The organism is Leptospira sp. GIMC2001 (assembly GCF_028462125.1).
Classification (GTDB): Bacteria; Spirochaetota; Leptospiria; order Leptospirales; family Leptospiraceae.
Window position 1 is genome coordinate 2,519,809 of the sequence record NZ_CP115468.1, and the last position, 15,512, is coordinate 2,535,320.

General features: G+C 37.9%; 16 protein-coding genes. 8 read left to right on the top strand and 8 right to left on the bottom strand.

Annotated features, from left to right (window positions below; genetic code table 11):
- Window positions 1–7: 7 nt before the first annotated feature.
- Window positions 8–1,231 carry a hypothetical protein gene (locus O4O04_RS13165; RefSeq protein ID WP_272532210.1) on the bottom strand — a complete coding sequence of 408 codons (1,224 nt, stop codon included), beginning with the start codon at window positions 1,229–1,231 and terminating at the stop codon, window positions 8–10.
- A 244-nt stretch (window positions 1,232–1,475) separates the two neighbouring features.
- On the opposite strand from O4O04_RS13165, the gene O4O04_RS13170 reads away from it, so the two are divergent.
- The 8 genes from O4O04_RS13170 (at window position 1,476) to O4O04_RS13205 (ending at window position 9,112) form a co-directional block, all read left to right on the top strand.
- Window positions 1,476–2,285 (top strand): hypothetical protein, encoded by an 810-nt coding sequence (locus O4O04_RS13170; RefSeq protein WP_272532211.1) that lies wholly within the window; start codon window positions 1,476–1,478, stop codon window positions 2,283–2,285.
- A 239-nt stretch (window positions 2,286–2,524) separates the two neighbouring features.
- Window positions 2,525–3,373 (top strand): C39 family peptidase, encoded by an 849-nt coding sequence (locus O4O04_RS13175; protein ID WP_272532212.1) that lies wholly within the window; start codon window positions 2,525–2,527, stop codon window positions 3,371–3,373.
- A 256-nt stretch (window positions 3,374–3,629) separates the two neighbouring features.
- Window positions 3,630–4,439 carry a hypothetical protein gene (locus O4O04_RS13180; RefSeq protein ID WP_272532213.1) on the top strand — a complete coding sequence of 270 codons (810 nt, stop codon included), beginning with the start codon at window positions 3,630–3,632 and terminating at the stop codon, window positions 4,437–4,439.
- Between the two features lie 269 nt (window positions 4,440–4,708).
- The gene (locus O4O04_RS13185; RefSeq protein WP_272532215.1) at window positions 4,709–5,518 is read left to right on the top strand and encodes a hypothetical protein; all 810 of its coding nucleotides are present in this window, start codon (window positions 4,709–4,711) and stop codon (window positions 5,516–5,518) included.
- 121 nt (window positions 5,519–5,639) lie between these two features.
- Window positions 5,640–6,326 carry a hypothetical protein gene (locus O4O04_RS13190; RefSeq protein WP_272532216.1) on the top strand — a complete coding sequence of 229 codons (687 nt, stop codon included), beginning with the start codon at window positions 5,640–5,642 and terminating at the stop codon, window positions 6,324–6,326.
- Window positions 6,327–6,448: 122 nt separating this feature from the next.
- A complete protein-coding gene (locus O4O04_RS13195) occupies window positions 6,449–7,810 on the top strand; it encodes a FliI/YscN family ATPase (RefSeq protein WP_272532217.1) in 1,362 nt (453 codons plus the stop codon).
- A 91-nt stretch (window positions 7,811–7,901) separates the two neighbouring features.
- Window positions 7,902–8,489: a flagellar export protein FliJ gene (gene fliJ, locus O4O04_RS13200; protein WP_272532218.1), complete on the top strand. Its 588-nt coding sequence runs from the start codon at window positions 7,902–7,904 to the stop codon at window positions 8,487–8,489.
- 8 nt (window positions 8,490–8,497) lie between these two features.
- Window positions 8,498–9,112, top strand: a complete 615-nt coding sequence (locus O4O04_RS13205; protein ID WP_272532219.1) for a periplasmic-type flagellar collar protein FlbB — start codon at window positions 8,498–8,500, stop codon at window positions 9,110–9,112.
- Between the two features lie 24 nt (window positions 9,113–9,136).
- On the opposite strand, the gene gmk is transcribed toward O4O04_RS13205, so the two are convergent.
- The 7 genes from gmk to O4O04_RS13240 form a co-directional block, all read right to left on the bottom strand.
- Entirely contained in the window at window positions 9,137–9,715 is a 579-nt protein-coding gene (gmk, locus tag O4O04_RS13210) for a guanylate kinase (RefSeq protein WP_272532220.1), read from the bottom strand.
- Between the two features lie 20 nt (window positions 9,716–9,735).
- A complete protein-coding gene (locus O4O04_RS13215) occupies window positions 9,736–10,029 on the bottom strand; it encodes an extracellular matrix/biofilm biosynthesis regulator RemA family protein (protein ID WP_272532221.1) in 294 nt (97 codons plus the stop codon).
- Between the two features lie 4 nt (window positions 10,030–10,033).
- Window positions 10,034–11,107: a hypothetical protein gene (locus O4O04_RS13220; RefSeq protein WP_272532222.1), complete on the bottom strand. Its 1,074-nt coding sequence runs from the start codon at window positions 11,105–11,107 to the stop codon at window positions 10,034–10,036.
- Window positions 11,108–11,182: 75 nt separating this feature from the next.
- A complete protein-coding gene (locus O4O04_RS13225) occupies window positions 11,183–13,171 on the bottom strand; it encodes a DUF342 domain-containing protein (RefSeq protein ID WP_272532224.1) in 1,989 nt (662 codons plus the stop codon).
- Window positions 13,172–13,177: 6 nt separating this feature from the next.
- Window positions 13,178–13,978, bottom strand: a complete 801-nt coding sequence (whiG, locus tag O4O04_RS13230; protein ID WP_272532225.1) for an RNA polymerase sigma factor WhiG — start codon at window positions 13,976–13,978, stop codon at window positions 13,178–13,180.
- 99 nt (window positions 13,979–14,077) lie between these two features.
- Window positions 14,078–14,548: a hypothetical protein gene (locus O4O04_RS13235; protein WP_272532226.1), complete on the bottom strand. Its 471-nt coding sequence runs from the start codon at window positions 14,546–14,548 to the stop codon at window positions 14,078–14,080.
- Window positions 14,545–15,483 carry a MinD/ParA family protein gene (locus O4O04_RS13240; RefSeq protein ID WP_272532227.1) on the bottom strand — a complete coding sequence of 313 codons (939 nt, stop codon included), beginning with the start codon at window positions 15,481–15,483 and terminating at the stop codon, window positions 14,545–14,547. The genes O4O04_RS13235 and O4O04_RS13240 overlap by 4 nt, the downstream gene beginning before the upstream one ends.
- Window positions 15,484–15,512: the final 29 nt, after the last annotated feature.

The following is a 15,512-nucleotide window of genomic DNA, read 5'->3' on the forward strand; positions in this document are numbered from 1 at the left end:
CCTTATTTTACTGCTGTGATGCAGCTTCTTCCAATTGCTTTATACGATCCGTTTTCTCTTGGCTTGCCCATGCAGCCTTGGAAAAAGTCTCCACTTCAAAAAACCTAGTCTCAAATCCTTCTTTATAAGGATAAACGAGTTCTTTATCAGGTTCTGTCGTTTTTGCATTTTGCAACTTTTTGAGACCTTCTGCTCCTTGGTCATACCAAGCTGGATCAATTGGTAGATTCACTCTATGACCTCTAAAATCTGTAATGATGTAAGGACCATCTAATCCTTTATCACGCAAAATCTTTCCAAAGAAAATAAAATCTACTTCTTGGCTCCCACCATTTAAGGTTCCATCGTAAGTGGCATAAGCAATATAGTCGCCATTCTTTTTATCTTTCAAGTTTGCTTCTAGATGGTAACGACCTTTTTTATACACTTCAATCACAGCTCGAACCTTTAGAGAACCTTCATCAACTCTCTCAGAAAAGGCACCTGTAAATTTTGCAGGAAGCCCTGGCGAGGAAAAGAATGCAGAAGTAACTGTAGTTTTCTTGCCCGGACCGTAAGTAATATCAGCAACCAAGGACATATCACCCCAATCTTGCTTCATTGGTTTCCATTGAAAAGTATGGATGTTGTCGCCAGCTTGATCGTCACCGTCTTGACCATTGTCATTGACATCTGCACTGACAGCTCCAAATCTCTTACCTTCGAATTCTCGAAACACTTGAGATTTGTCGATTGATACCTTGACGCGATTTCTTGCATCGTCACGACATTCAAGAGTAACGCGCATAGTGTCTGTATTTCCAATGACTGCCCATGTTCGAGGTTGAAACAAACAAACATATCCGTTCGGTTCTTTAGATTCCGGAGTATCGAATAGATAATCTGGAGAAGCTTCCACGATGAATGGAAAAGCAAGATCATGATTCAAAATGGACATCGGTCTTGAATATGGTGGATATTGCGCCCATTCTTTGTAGGTATCTAACAATAAACTCGGAGACGCTCCATCATTTATAGGCATTCCATCCTCGCCCATAACACCCGAGTTGCCATCCATTCCATCACCGCCACTCGTCGGATCGTAGGTTTGTGACATTCTGTCCGCATTTTTCTGGTCATCGGAGCTACCGAAACCGCCGCCGTCACCCGTGCCAAAAATCCAAACCGCCAAGAGGATTGCCAATACGCCAATCCCTCCGAAAAGCAAATACTTCTTAATATTTTCTGTCATAATCTCCTCTGTGATCCTTCTCATGCTTTGAATTCTTCTGCAAAATCTTAACTTTTCGTAAAATTGTTTATAAAAACAGGTTCTAACCTATAAAGATCTTGGAAATTTCATAGCAAAATAGATCTTTATGTGCTGAGAAAGGGGCAAAAAATTCTAGTAAATTTTTTTCCGACTCAGGAAAAAAAAACTTGCAACATTTTTGACATGTTTATTAACTACGTTCAGTAAAACAGGAGATTTGAAAATGAAAAGATTAATTTTAGCAGTATCCGTGTTTCTATTCCTCGCAGCAGGAATCAGTGCACAAACTCACACAGTATTTATTCACGGTAAATCCGGAAGCAACCACAACGGAACAAGCACAACCGACGTAAACAACTACTGGGGATCAAACCCAAACACTGTTGGTGGATCCAAGTATTTTGTTGGTTATGATGGTCGTACAGATCCAAGAACTTATGGTTCTTCTCGTGCACAAACCAATATCACTACAGTTCTTACACAAAGATGTAAAGGAACTCAGTCTTGCAAAATCGTATGCCACTCTGCAGGTTGCTATGCAATCGAGTATTGGCTATCTAACCTAGGTGGAACAGCATCAAGCAAAGGTTTCAATCTTACTAAAGTAACTGCTCTTGCAGCTGCTTCTGGTGGATCTGAGCTTGCTTCTGCCCTTAACGGTGCAACTTTTGGTTTCGCAGGAAACGCGATGGACAAAGCATTGATCGTATCAACAGCAAGATCTTCTTTCAACCACAACAATACTGGTGGTGTTAGAATTGATCACGTTCCAGGATACAAAGGTATGTTTGGAGCTTCTGCTATCCTTCCAGGTGAAGATGACTATGCTGTTGCTTACCACTCTTCTTGTGGATACAATAAAACTGGTGGTCTTAGCAAATGCCAATCTCCACTTACACAAAGTGAAGGTATCTGGCCTTTCAACAAGAACGTAACTTACTACCAATACTCTGGTCACTACAGAGCTCCTTCTGTTGGAACTGCAGGTTTGTATGAAAACCACAGCGAACTAACAAATGATGGCTGGAGATAATTAGAAACAAAGTTTACTTTTTAATTTTATTCAAATCGTCTGGTTTGAAAGCGAAGACTCGAAGCATAAAACTTCGGGTCTTTTTTTTTGCCTCTAAGTAAATCCGTTGATTACTTTTTTCATGCATTCCTTGTTGATTATTAATCTTTAAAATATTTTAGCAGATCGGAACTTATTTTTAAAAGTCAAATGCAGCAATAATTTATTTACAAGATATTCATTGAATGTATATATAATTCATGAAATATTTTGCAATAAGCGCACTAATTTTACATATACTGCTCGCATCATCACTTTCAGATATCGCAGCGCAAACAATGGAAACTAACCAATTTCTAAATTGCCATAAAGATAATAGTAAAAGCAGATTTATAGCGATTCCTCTCGGTGAGAAAAAGGATCAATTAAAACTCATAAACCGTGATTCCCAAATTTTATATCTTTCAAAAGCCAATTGCGAACACATCTACCCTGAAATAACTAAAGATTATAAAAAACTAAATTTATTATATACTAAGCAAAGCGAGAACAAACTTTGTGGACCGGCTTCTATACAAATGATTTTTAATTATTGGGGAGTTAATCAATTTGATCAATACGATATCATGTATTCGATCCTACGTAGATTCAAAAATGAAGGTCGATATAAGAATATTAATATTGATAAACCTAATGCATTTGATTTAAAACTGTATCCTGGAACAGGAACAATCAATATGCGCCAATACTTAGAAGAATTCTCTGATGTAGATAATGGGCGTATCAAAAAGCTTCCAAGTAATGAATCTGAACATTATCAAATAAAAATGGCTTTTCTTCATGCAATACAAAGTTATATTGATAGGAATATTCCAGTGATTGTTCACCAAAATTGGTCGAAGACTTCCAAAAATGGACACTACCGTATTGTAAATGGATTTGATCGATCCCAAAAAATAATTTATTTGATGGATGCTCGTAGTGGCGAAATAACGCAGAGCTATGACGAATTTTTTGAATTATGGAATGTTGAAGATGAATACTTACCATATAACTTTATTGCTTTTAATATCAATGGCAAACAATTAAAGATAAACAGTATTCCATAGGATTAAAAATAATCTATTAGATAACTATTTCAGTATTCCTGAATTAAAGAATAATCATATATATAATTTTAAGAATATTCTTGAATTAAGACATTTGAATGGTTAATTATTTCCCGAAATTATCATGCCAGATTACACAAAAAGTACATACTAAAGTCAGAATATTCGCATAAACTTTTTATTGACTTAGGAAAAAAATACTTGTTTCAGATTCGACACAATTGTAAGGTAAATCAAGAAAACAGGAGAATTGAAAATGAAAAAAATAATTTTAGCAGCAACTGCGTTCCTATTCCTCGCAGCAGGAATCAGCGCACAGACACATACAGTATTCATTCACGGTAAATCCGGAAGCAACCACAACGGAACAGGCACAACAGACGTAAACAACTACTGGGGATCAAGCAAGAACACAGTAAGTGGCTCAAAGTATTTCGTTGGATATAATGGAACAACAGATCCAAGAACTTATGGATCAGCTCGTGCTCAGACTAATATCACAACAGTTCTAACTCAAAGATGTAAAGGAACTCAATCTTGTAAGATCGTATGCCACTCTGCTGGATGTTATGCAATCGAGTATTGGCTATCGAATTTAGGTTCGACAGCTGCAAGCAAAGGCTTCAAAATCACTAAGGTAACTGCTCTTGCAGCGGCTTCTGGTGGATCTGAGCTAGCTTCTGCCTTGAACGGTATCACATTTGGTTTTGCTGGAAACGCAATGGACAAAGCCTTGATCGTATCAACAGCAAGATCTTCTTTCAACCACAACAATACTGGCGGTGTTAGGATTGATCACGTTCCAGGATACAAAGGTATGTTTGGAGCTTCTGCTATCCTTCCAGGTGAAGATGACTATGCTGTTGCTTACCACTCAGCTTGTGGTTACAATAGAACAGGTGGTCTTAGCAAATGCCAAGGTTCCCTTACACAAAGCGAAGGTATCTGGCCTTTTAGAAAAAGCGTGACATATAAGCAATATTCTGGTCACTACAGAGCGCCTTCCATAGGTTCTGCTGGCTTATATCAGAACCATAGCGAAGTCAAAACAAGTGGTTGGAGATAACATTTAGTTTAAAATTTAGAAATATTCTAAAATAATCGCTAAAATGGAAAGCTCGGCTGAAAAGTCGGGCTTTTTTTGTATTTATTCGATCGCTGATTGCAAAAAAACACTGGCAAAACACTCAAAATGACGTTTTTAGATCGGTTTTTAGAGACATAAACTACGGCAAAAATAAGTCATAAATAAATTTCTCGACTTATTTAATTATTTGTTGATATTTTTGCCATATTCTTTTCGTATAATATTTAAGCAAAAGGAGCTAAAAATTTATGCGAACAGCCTTAGCAGGTTTATTTACAATGTTGATTCTGGCAGGAAGTGTCAGTGCCCAAACAAATACCGTATTCATCCACGGTAAGTCAGGTTCAAACCACAACGGTACAGGAACAACAGATGTAAACAATTACTGGGGAACATCAACCAGTAGTGTCTCTGGATCTAAAATATTCATCGGTTACGATGGAACAACGGATCCAAGAACCTATGGAACTTCTAGAGCTCAAACAAATATCACAACAGGACTTACAAACAATTGCAAAGGAACTAAAACTTGCAAAATCGTTTGCCACAGTGCTGGTTGTTATGCGATTGAATTCTGGTTGGCAAACCTAGGTGGAACAGCAGCAAGCAAAGGTTTCAATATCACTAAAGTAACTGCACTCGCAGCAGCTTCTGGTGGTTCTGAACTTGCAAGCGCTCTTAATGGTGCGACTTTTGGATTTGCTGGTAATGCTATGGATAAAGCTTTGATTGTATCAACTGCAAGAGCTGCTTTTAACCATAACAACACTGGTGGAGTAACAATTTACCATGTTCCTGGATACAAAGGAATGATCGGAGCATCTGCAATTCTTCCTGGTGAAGATGACTATGCAGTAGCTTACCATTCTTCTTGCGGATACAATAAAGCTGGTGGATTGAACAAATGTCAACCATCCCTAACACAAAGTGAAGGAATCTGGCCTTTCAACTCTAATGTTACCTATACACAATACAGTGGACATTTGAGAGCGCCTTCTTTGACAGCTACAGGTCTTTACAAAGATCACGGCGAAATCAAAGCGGACGGACACAGATAAGAATCAGATTCAAACAACACTAGCTTCTCATGAAGAAACCTTCCTGACATTTGTTTGGAAGGTTTTTTTGTTTGCAATTTTTATATTATAACTTTCTAATAAATACTAAGTAGGTTACTTTATGAAATTCTGGAAAATAATTGTTATGTCATGCTTTATGTTTTTCTCTTGCAGCAGTTTTTTTTGGAGAGATGCTGAGCTTCCAAAAGAAGAAATAAATTATAATGGTTCTATACTTGAATACCAAGTTGTCTATAAAGAAAAAGATTCACTGAATCCTCTTATGGGAACAACAGAAAAGAAAAATTACGAAACAAAAATTGCAATCTACCCACAAGGCAAAAATAAACAGTCAATCAAAATTGAAAATATAGGCTCTTGGATTCTTCCTGGAATGATTCATTACAATCCAACCAATGATCGCTTATTCTGGGTTCAAGGAATCAACGATGAATACGGAACCAATCTTCGTAAGGCGGGAGTGGCAACAGACGTTCGAGTAAATGGACTAAAGAATGCTAAATTCTGGACAGATTGTTCCAATATAACAACGATACTTCCCTCTCCTACTGGCGATGCTATTGCAATGATTTGTTCTGAGAATCAACTGGAATCTGATAACGCGTCCATTAACTTAGAGACAGCTTGGAAGATTGCAATTTGGAACATTGCTGATTCAAGCCCAACCGTCCATTCCCTAAATATGGAATGGGTTCCCGAATCGAATGATCATACTGTGCGATGGATTGGAACCAATTCCGTCGAAGTGCGTTCTGGATCTAAGAAAAGCCAATGGAAATCTAAATAAAACACGAACAAAACTAAGTTAGAAATCCATTTGTTCTTCTGAATTCACTCTTTTTCCTCTGATTTTTTCGACTTGTCAATTCATGAGACATAATTAATTATTGAAGAAATCTTGGTTTAGCGATGATAGAGAAGAAATTCACAGAAAAAATCGATGTCATGTCCAAATACCTCAATGTTTTGGAGAAGGCGGAACCTATTCGAAAATCAGGATTTGTGATTCAAGTTGTAGGAAATGTCATCTATTCTAACGGTCCTCCAGATTCCCGAATCGGTGAGATCATGGAAGTGGAGAAAGGCGAAAAGCGAGGATTTCTATCTTGCGTTTTAGTTGGCTTCAAGGACCACAATTACACATTACTTCCATTAGGTGAAGTTGAGGGAATATTCCCCAATGCATTTGTATTTTCATCACGCAAAAGATTATCAATCCCCGTATCAGATGCAATTCTTGGGAGAGTCTTCAACGGAATTGGCAAACCTATCGATAACAAGGCTTATATCGAAGCTAAAGAAGAACGGTTTACAGATTCTCATACTCCGAATCCGCTAGATCGTCCACCCATTTCCGATATTTTACCAACTGGAGTGAGAGCGATCGACGGTCTCCTAACGGTTGGTAAAGGTCAACGTGTTGGAATATTTTCTGGTTCAGGAGTTGGTAAGTCAAGTCTTCTCGGAATGATAGCAAGATATACTTCTGCTGATGTAAACGTGATCGCGCTTGTTGGCGAGCGTGGTCGAGAAGTGAACGAATTCTTAGAGCATGATCTGGGTCGGGAAGCCCTTGCTAAATCTGTAATCCTCGTTGCGACATCGGATGCGCCGAAGATGGAGCAGGTCACATGTGCTCAACTTGCTTGTTCTGTTGCGGAATACTTCCGTGATCAAGGCAAGGATGTTTTACTTTTTATGGATTCTTTAACTCGATATGCCCATGCACTCAGGGAAACTTCTGTAGGCGAGATGCCGATTACGAAAGGATTCGGGTCTTCCGTATTTTCCAAATTATCCAAACTCGTTGAACGAGCAGGTCGTGGCAAATCGGGCGGATCTATTACAGGTTTTTACACAGTTCTTACCGATGCTGACGAAGATATGGATGATCCTATAGCCGATGCAGTACGTGGATACATAGACGGACATATTGTACTTTCCAGAAAGCTTGCGGAAGAATCGCACTATCCAGCGATCGATATACCTTCTTCTCTTTCAAGGCTCATGATGAAAATCACAAACGAAGACCATTATATGCATTCCACACTGGTCCGTGAGTTGATTGCAAAATACAAAAGTACAGAAGAACTCATTCTATTAAACGCCTATATTCGAGGAACTGACCCGAAAGTCGATATGGCAATTGAGAGAAAAGGTTTGATTGATAATTTCCTTAAGCAGAGAATCGAAGAGAAAGGGAATATGAAAGATGCAATCCAAGGCCTCAAAGATATTTTGATCCAAAATGTAGCCGAAGAAGAATTTTAAACCCTTTCGAATTCATTCTTTTTTATCCAAAAATCACCGAAATTTAAAAAAAGAGTACAAAAAAATTTCATGTTTTCTAGAATAGAACAGTATGAAACGTTTTCAGTTCAGGTTAGATCCTCTAATTACTCTACGAAAGAGAACTGAGGATGACGCAATCAAGAGCCTATCGATAGTTGTGTCTACTATAAATGCTTTAAATGATGAGAAAGTTGAATTCCAAAAAATGCTAACCGAATCTGGAAATCGATTGTCAACAATGGGAACAAGGCAGACGGGAATTCGAGAGTATTTGGACTATGCAGATTCTTACAAATTATTGAATATCAGAATTGAAAATTTGAATGTCGAGATAGAAAAAAAGCAACCCGAATTAGATGTCGCTCGCATCCGACTGAATGAAGCTAGAAAAGAAAAAGAAATTCTATTAAAATTACGAGAACGAGACTACAAAAAATTTCGCAAAAGAATCAATAAAAATGAACGCTTAGAATTGGAAGAATATATCACAGTAACTAAACATCACGAAATTCTAGTCACATCCAAAATCGATGAGAAGAAAGATATAAGTCAACCAAGAGTATTTAAAACCATTTCGAAACAAGAACGAGATGATGAGAATCTACCAGAAGATTTCAAAACTTTGAAATCCATCTACAACCAGTTTCTGAATAAATAGGAGTTATCATGGCAAGTTTAACCGATAAAACACGAGCAATATATTTGGTTTTTTTAATTCTCTTTCTAATTGCCATTGGTTTTTTTGTATTTGATTATTTTAGAATTATAGATGCTGAAGATTACTTTCCCTTTCTTGAAAAAAAACCTGATCTAGTAAATCAAGATAGCGAATCTCCGACAGAATTAGAAAAATTGGAACTTGCCAAAGCTCAAGAGAAATTAATCGAAGACAGAGAAGAACTTGAGAAGCTTCAAAAAGAGATTGAGAAAACACAAGAAAGCCTAACCGAAGAAAGAGAAAGGTTAGAAGAATTGAGGACAGGTCTCATTCAAAAGGAAGAAGATATCCAAGAAAAGAAAAAATTGGAACTAGCAAGATCTGAAAAGGTGAAAGTCCTTGCAGACAAAGTTGCGAATATGCCACCAAATGCTGCTCGTGATATGCTAGTCAATTGGCCTGACTACGATATTATAGAAGTCTTTGAGCAAATGGACAAAGATGCAGAAGAAGATGGTCGTCAAACGATCACAACTTATTTACTCACACTATTTCCTGCAGAACGTAGAGCAATCATCACCAATAAATGGTTAGATTCTGATGTTCGAAATGTCCCCAACTGAATATTTATATTTTAAAGAGATAAATTAACCAAGACCAAGAATCTGAACCAATTGCAAAAATGCATCATCCAAATTATCATTTATGATTCTGTAGTCAAATTTGGATGCTTCCAATAATTCCTTTTTACCATTTTCGATTCTTCGATTGATACTTTCTTCGGAGTCCGTTCCCCTTCCCTTCAATCGTCGAATCCAAATTTCTTCCGATGGGGGCAGTATAAATATAGATTTGGAATGAGGCATCTTGGCTTTGACTAAGCTTGCACCTTGAACATCGATATCTAATACAACGGAATGTCCAGAATGAATCCCATCTTCAATGAATTTGCGTGGAGTTCCATAGTAATTGCCGTGAACTAGCGCCCATTCAAGAAATCGATCCTGCTTGATTGCATTTTCGAATTCCTCTTTAGTAAGGAAATTATAAGTCTTACCTTCTTCATCACCCGGTCTGGGAGATCTTGTAGTAGAGGATATTGAGAAAAGGATATCAGGATATTTATTGGTAAGAAGATTTATTAGAGTTGATTTACCTCCCCCTGCAACAGAAGAGATTATAAAAAGTTGTCCATCAATTGGATTTTTTGATTTATCAGATACCACGAATGTTACTTATCCAGAATCTACACTTCGTTAGATTCTTCTTTTTCTTCCTCTAAACCAATTTGGTTATCTTTTTTCTCGACTCGCTTGCTCAGACTCTCAGGACGGATGGCTGACAAGAAAATATGCCCAGAGGCAAGAACGACTATTGATCTGGTTTTTCTACCCATTGTTGCATCAACCAAATTTTTGTTCTCTTTGGCTTCAGATCGGAGCCTTCTTGCTCCTGCTGAATCGGCGGAAAGAATTCCAACTAACTTGGACAATACAACAACATTTGAAAAACCAATATTCAATAAAAAATATTCTTCCACAAAATTATCTTCTTCTACTTTTATCCATTCTAATCGTTTCGATCAACTTAACTTCTCTCGTTCCTAGATCCAAAGTATCACCGATTTCATCATAGGAATATCCTTTTTTTAGAAGAAGAACGACCTTATCAATTTTCGTTGCACTTGCTGGAAGCTCTTCTAATACAGAGGAAGGTGAGATCACAATTTGATCCTTGTAATTTTTATTTTCTGTTACTGATTTAAATGTTGAGAGAAAGCTTCCTTCCTCTAGTCGCTTCTCTTCTTCCAAATCCCGGAAGCCTGGTTCCGAATCTGAACCTTCGAATGGATCATTATCAATCAAGTATGCTAATTTATTGGTTTCGGATGGTCTCTTTTCAGGGATGGTTCTTGCATCTTCTTGAATGCTGAGTTTATCAGCTCCCATCATACTCATAACTTTTCGTCCTAGTCCTGCGATAAGTTTGCTTGAGGTGTTGTATCCTTCGGTTGATATCTCAGGTTTCGTGATTTTATTCTGAATATATGCGTTAGTAATTCCTCGAACAATTCCGGTATCAGGATTGAATGTCTGCGTAGATTTAGAAATGGGAAGAGAATCTTGAACTTTATTCAAATCCTTCTTAGCAAAAGTATCAGCCATTTCTTTTGTTTCTACTGAACTTGCAGATTGTCTATATTGAGTTGGCTGATTTATCTGTTCGGAATTTTCTGCCCGGTGTGATGAAAGGAATTCTTCGGTTAACTTGCCATTTGAAACATCTGAGAGAGTTCGTCCGTCCAATATATCTTTGACCTGATTGATAAGGTTTTGCAATTGGATACTAACGCCTGTTCCTGTACCAGACTCTACTTTCAGAATTTCAAGAATTCTATCACTACGATCTACCAAGTCTCGCAAACCTTTTGTTTTGCGCTCAAGTAGTTCATAAGATAAATCGGTTTGTCTAATAAATTCTGATTGGATGGTTCTGATTTTTTTTTCTAAAGCTGTGCCTTGGCTTTCCTTTAAAATTTTGGTAAGCTTAGCAGACACAACTATATACAGTCCGACTCCGAAAGCAATATTGATTGTAATTAATGCAACGATCTCCATGTCGCCTCCAAGCTCAAAGGAAATCCAACAACATTCCTGGGACCTGGGACTCGGATGGCTCCGATTTTCTGGTATTTAAGATACTCTAGAACGACCTCGTTTTTTTCTCCAGTCCTTTTTTTGACCTTCGGGATCTTCATAAGGAAGCTGACGAATCTGTCCGTTCTCTTCGAGAAAAGTTTTGGCTTTTACTTCATTTTTTACTGTGAATTCAGCATTTTTAATTTTTAGAACAACTCCACCAAATAGAGTCTTCTCAACGGAAACTTTTCCATGAGCAGATTGCTCTTCCATATAAGCTGTGAGTGTTTGAATTTCTTCAGTATATTCTTCAATCCGTTTTGTCAATTTATTAGAACCAGCTTCTAATTTTTTCAGGTATTCAGCGTTTTCCGTAGTAAAGGATGCCGGGTCGGATTCCCTTCTTGCTTGAAGTGTCTTTAAAGTTTTGGTAAGTTGGTCTTTCTTAGTTTGGTTTTCTGCGCGTTTGGCTTCATATTCTTGAATCTGTTTCTGAATTTTTGGGTTATTGCCCACAATCAATTCGGTCTGCGGATTGGCTTGAGATCCAATAATTTTCGCTGCAATCAACCTTGTCGCTTGAATCACTCCACCGACGATCTGAGCTCGTTTACCACGACAAATAACCCTTCCACCAGCCATAAGATTGGAATGCATGATTCCTTCTTGAACAATGATATCTTTGTCTGTGATAACTGTTGCATTCTGAATAAATTTTGCTACGATGTTTCCGCCAGTGGATTCGATACGTGCTTCTTCTCGACCCGTGATACCTTGTCTTACTACGATATCACCGTCTGCTTCAACAACTGATTTCTGTACTGTTCCAAAAATTTCAATATTTCCAGCAGCCTTAACATGATAGTTGTCTTCCACATTTCCAGTGATCACAATAGATCCCAAGAAAGTAACGTTACCTGTTTTGATTCCTACGTCACCGTTGATTCTATAAACTGTCTCAACCGACAAGCGACCGCTAAGATACAGAACTTGTCCATTGACTTCAGCTGTGAGTTTTCGTCTATCTTCAGAAAGAATAGTTCCCTTTCCTTGCTTGAGTTCTAGATCCTTACCATCGTTTGCTGGGAGTAGCATTCCATAGAGATTTCTTCCCATCTTACCCGGTTGCGCTGGAATCTTTTCTGCAAGAAGTTGCCCGACGACAACGTTTTCAATCAAGTCAAGATCTTTATAGTCAACTCGACCCGATGCATCTTCACGGAAATTTATTGCCTTTTCCGTTCTTACGTGGTATTTCACTTCGGCATTTTTACCATTGACTGGCGGGTCACCTTCTGCAGCTGGAAACGCAATATTGAATTTCTCTTCGTCAAGATATTTCTTGATTAAGTCTTCTTTGGTTCCGTAGATCACACCAATAGATTTCAAAGCATTCACAATGTCTTGCACTTCCAAGTCTCGGCCACCTGGTTTTGCTGGTATCAAAGTAACCATTGCACGCATTTGATCTGTGCTAATATCCGTTACCATACTCGCTTCCATATTGGGTCTTGGTTTTTGGTTAGATATTAAAACTGGTTTGCCTGAAGATTCTTCTACAATTTTTTTAACTTTTGCTTGTTCAACTTGAGATACACCTCGATACGAAAGTCTCTTAGCTATATCATCTAATTTAACTGGCTTTCCATTTCCTTGAGGCGGAGTAACTGTAAGAAATACTCCCGTTCGGAAAATTTTTACCGAAGCAAATCCATCTTTATCTTTTGGTTCAATGATTTCTCGTAGATCTTTATTGGTTAGCTTACCTGCACCACCAGTTAGCTTTTCATCTAAGCCTTCTAGTTCACTTAATATATCATCTTCTGGAATTATGGTAACGCGGATATGAAATGGCTCAGAGAAAAAAAGTTTTTTCTTTCCTCTTTTGATAACTCGATAATCTAATTCGTGAATTTTTCTATTAAAGTATTCGGCTGCTAAACGGAGGCAATCTTCTATCGATTCACCGATTACTTCAACTTCTTCAGTTTCTTTTCGATCAAGTTCTTTTAGTTCATCAGAAAGAAGTGCTGTTACCGACACTTGTTTCTACCTCTTGGTGATGGCGTTCTTAACCTTGCCCAATTTACTTCTCAATCTAGAAACGGCCTTCGTGTGCAATTGGGATATTCTGGATTCTGTTACTTCCAAAACTTCTCCAATTTCTTTTAAAGTTAGATCTTCATAATAGTACAATACAATGACTTTCTTTTCTTTGTCAGGAAGAGTTTTGATTGCTTCAACGATCACATTCTTGATCTCTTCTTTCTCGATGATATTGTCAGGATTCATATTCATCGGAGATTCCAAAGTTTCCATAAAAGAAACTTCATCATTCTCATCGCCTAAGAACCATATGTCGTTCAGTGACACTAGAGAAGTTCCCGATAATTTTGTAAGAAGTGAGTTGTATTCTTCCATAGAGATTCCCAATTCCTTGGCGATCTCTTCATCTTCCACTTTCTTGCCTTCTTTGTTCTCAAGCATCCCAATGATCTGCTCAAGCTGTTTCGCTTTTTGGCGAATGGATCTTGGAATCCAGTCAACAGATCTCAATTCATCAAAGATACTTCCGCGTATCCTTGTCATCGCATAGGTTTTGAATTTTATTTCTCTGCTTGGATCAAATTTTTCAATGGCGTCTAGTAAACCAAAGACTCCATAACTGACAAGGTCATCGAATTCCACATTTTGCGGCATTCCAATAGCGATTCTGCCCGCCACGTGCTTAACAAGGGGGGAATATTTTTCTACGATATAACTTCGTATTTCAGGATTCTTGTCGACACGATACTCTTTCCAGAGTTCGATCTCATCCCTACTGTTGTATTTTTCCATGATTCTAGACATAATTTGAAGCTATAACGAAATTTCGTATCCACTGTAAAAATCGAACCAATTCTCATTTAAGGATAGTATTTTTTTATTTATGTCTTAAAAAAATCAAAATTAATCTTCATCTCGAGCCATCATGGTTCGAATTGCCTCGGCCATAAGTTTAGGCTCGTTTTTGAGAGCAATATTTTCCACAACTAGATGGTCACCAAATTTGCCTGATTTACCTTGACCCATAACTTTTGTTTTTACATCTAAATCATCATCAAAATTGGAATTGGAAGATGATCCAATTTCATTGTCTGAAAGGTCTGAAGTTGACATGGACAAGCCACCAGAACCGGCAGCACTCTCAGCAGCTTCTGTAAAAATTCCCATAAGATTGCCGAGAAATGTTAAAAATTCCGGAACTCGAGTAGCCAAAACCTGATGAACACCAAAACCAAGTATACAGAATGCCAATGTTGAGATCATGGATATGCTTATGATATATCCAATTCGGTTGCCTACCATAAACCCTGCTATCATGGAAATGATTAAGGCTATCACTCCAAAAGTTGCTATGAAGGCAATTTGTAAGCTCAACTGTTATGAGGCTCCGAGTCGTCAGAATTCATCCGCTCTTCGAGTTCATTTTCCCGGAAGTCGATAAAGTTAAAAAATTTCTTAATAAAACCGGCCAAACCTTCTGGCTCTCCATCACTTCCTTCCAATTGTAAAAGATTATGAGTGATTCGAGTTAAGCAGGCAGACGCCTTAGATCTTGGGCTATTCACAATATAGGGTTTTTGCTCACGGATGCTTTTCTCAACATCTTCGTCTTGAAAGATAAAGCCTAAATTCTCGACCTGAACTTCCAAGAACTGTCCACTGATATCGATCACTCTATCTGCAACTTTTTTACCTTCAATCGCAGATCTAGCTCGGTTCACAATGATTTTGAGATTCTTATCTTTAGTTTGGGAAACGATTGATTTGATCAATCCATAAGAGTCTGTAATAGAGGTTGGCTCGGGAGTGGTGACTACAATTACTTCGTCGGCGGGCATAACTAGTCCAATCACATTGGATGAGATTCCAGCTCCCGTATCAATGATCATATAATCGTAGTTATCTAAGTCGGCAAAGCCTTTTATAAGATTATTTCTCTGGACATCATTCAAATTGGCAAGTTGAGAATACCCACTTGCTCCAGCAATGATATCCACACCTTCTTGGGTTTGAATAATAATGTCTTTTAGGCTTTTGTGCCCTTTTACAACATGATATAAATTGTATTTTGGGATGATTCCAAGAAGGACATTTATATTCGCAAGACCTAGATCGCCGTCAAAAATTAATACGCGATGTCCAGCCTTAGCTATAGCAATAGCTAAGTTCACAGATAGGGTAGTTTTTCCAACCCCCCCTTTACCGGATGCAATTGCAATTATTTTCGTCATAGCTCTAGCCTGGTTGGGAACCAATTTCAGATTTGTGTTACCTTCCGTCAGTTTCCTCAGATTCGCGGCTTGATCCATGATTACCTACCTTTTTTCGGGGAGGAGAA

Bases quoted from the DNA above. Each gene is read 5' to 3' on its own strand.
- O4O04_RS13185 (WP_272532215.1), top strand. From the start codon at position 4,709: ATGCGAACAGCCTTAGCAGGTTTATTTACAATGTTGATTCTGGCAGGA.
- whiG (WP_272532225.1), bottom strand. From the start codon at position 13,978: ATGTCTAGAATCATGGAAAAATACAACAGTAGGGATGAGATCGAACTC.
- O4O04_RS13170 (WP_272532211.1), top strand. From the start codon at position 1,476: ATGAAAAGATTAATTTTAGCAGTATCCGTGTTTCTATTCCTCGCAGCA.
- O4O04_RS13165 (WP_272532210.1), bottom strand. From the start codon at position 1,231: ATGACAGAAAATATTAAGAAGTATTTGCTTTTCGGAGGGATTGGCGTA.
- O4O04_RS13175 (WP_272532212.1), top strand. From the start codon at position 2,525: ATGAAATATTTTGCAATAAGCGCACTAATTTTACATATACTGCTCGCA.
- O4O04_RS13205 (WP_272532219.1), top strand. From the start codon at position 8,498: ATGGCAAGTTTAACCGATAAAACACGAGCAATATATTTGGTTTTTTTA.
- O4O04_RS13195 (WP_272532217.1), top strand. From the start codon at position 6,449: ATGATAGAGAAGAAATTCACAGAAAAAATCGATGTCATGTCCAAATAC.
- O4O04_RS13240 (WP_272532227.1), bottom strand. From the start codon at position 15,483: ATGGATCAAGCCGCGAATCTGAGGAAACTGACGGAAGGTAACACAAAT.
- O4O04_RS13180 (WP_272532213.1), top strand. From the start codon at position 3,630: ATGAAAAAAATAATTTTAGCAGCAACTGCGTTCCTATTCCTCGCAGCA.
- fliJ (WP_272532218.1), top strand. From the start codon at position 7,902: ATGAAACGTTTTCAGTTCAGGTTAGATCCTCTAATTACTCTACGAAAG.
- O4O04_RS13220 (WP_272532222.1), bottom strand. From the start codon at position 11,107: ATGGAGATCGTTGCATTAATTACAATCAATATTGCTTTCGGAGTCGGA.
- O4O04_RS13190 (WP_272532216.1), top strand. From the start codon at position 5,640: ATGAAATTCTGGAAAATAATTGTTATGTCATGCTTTATGTTTTTCTCT.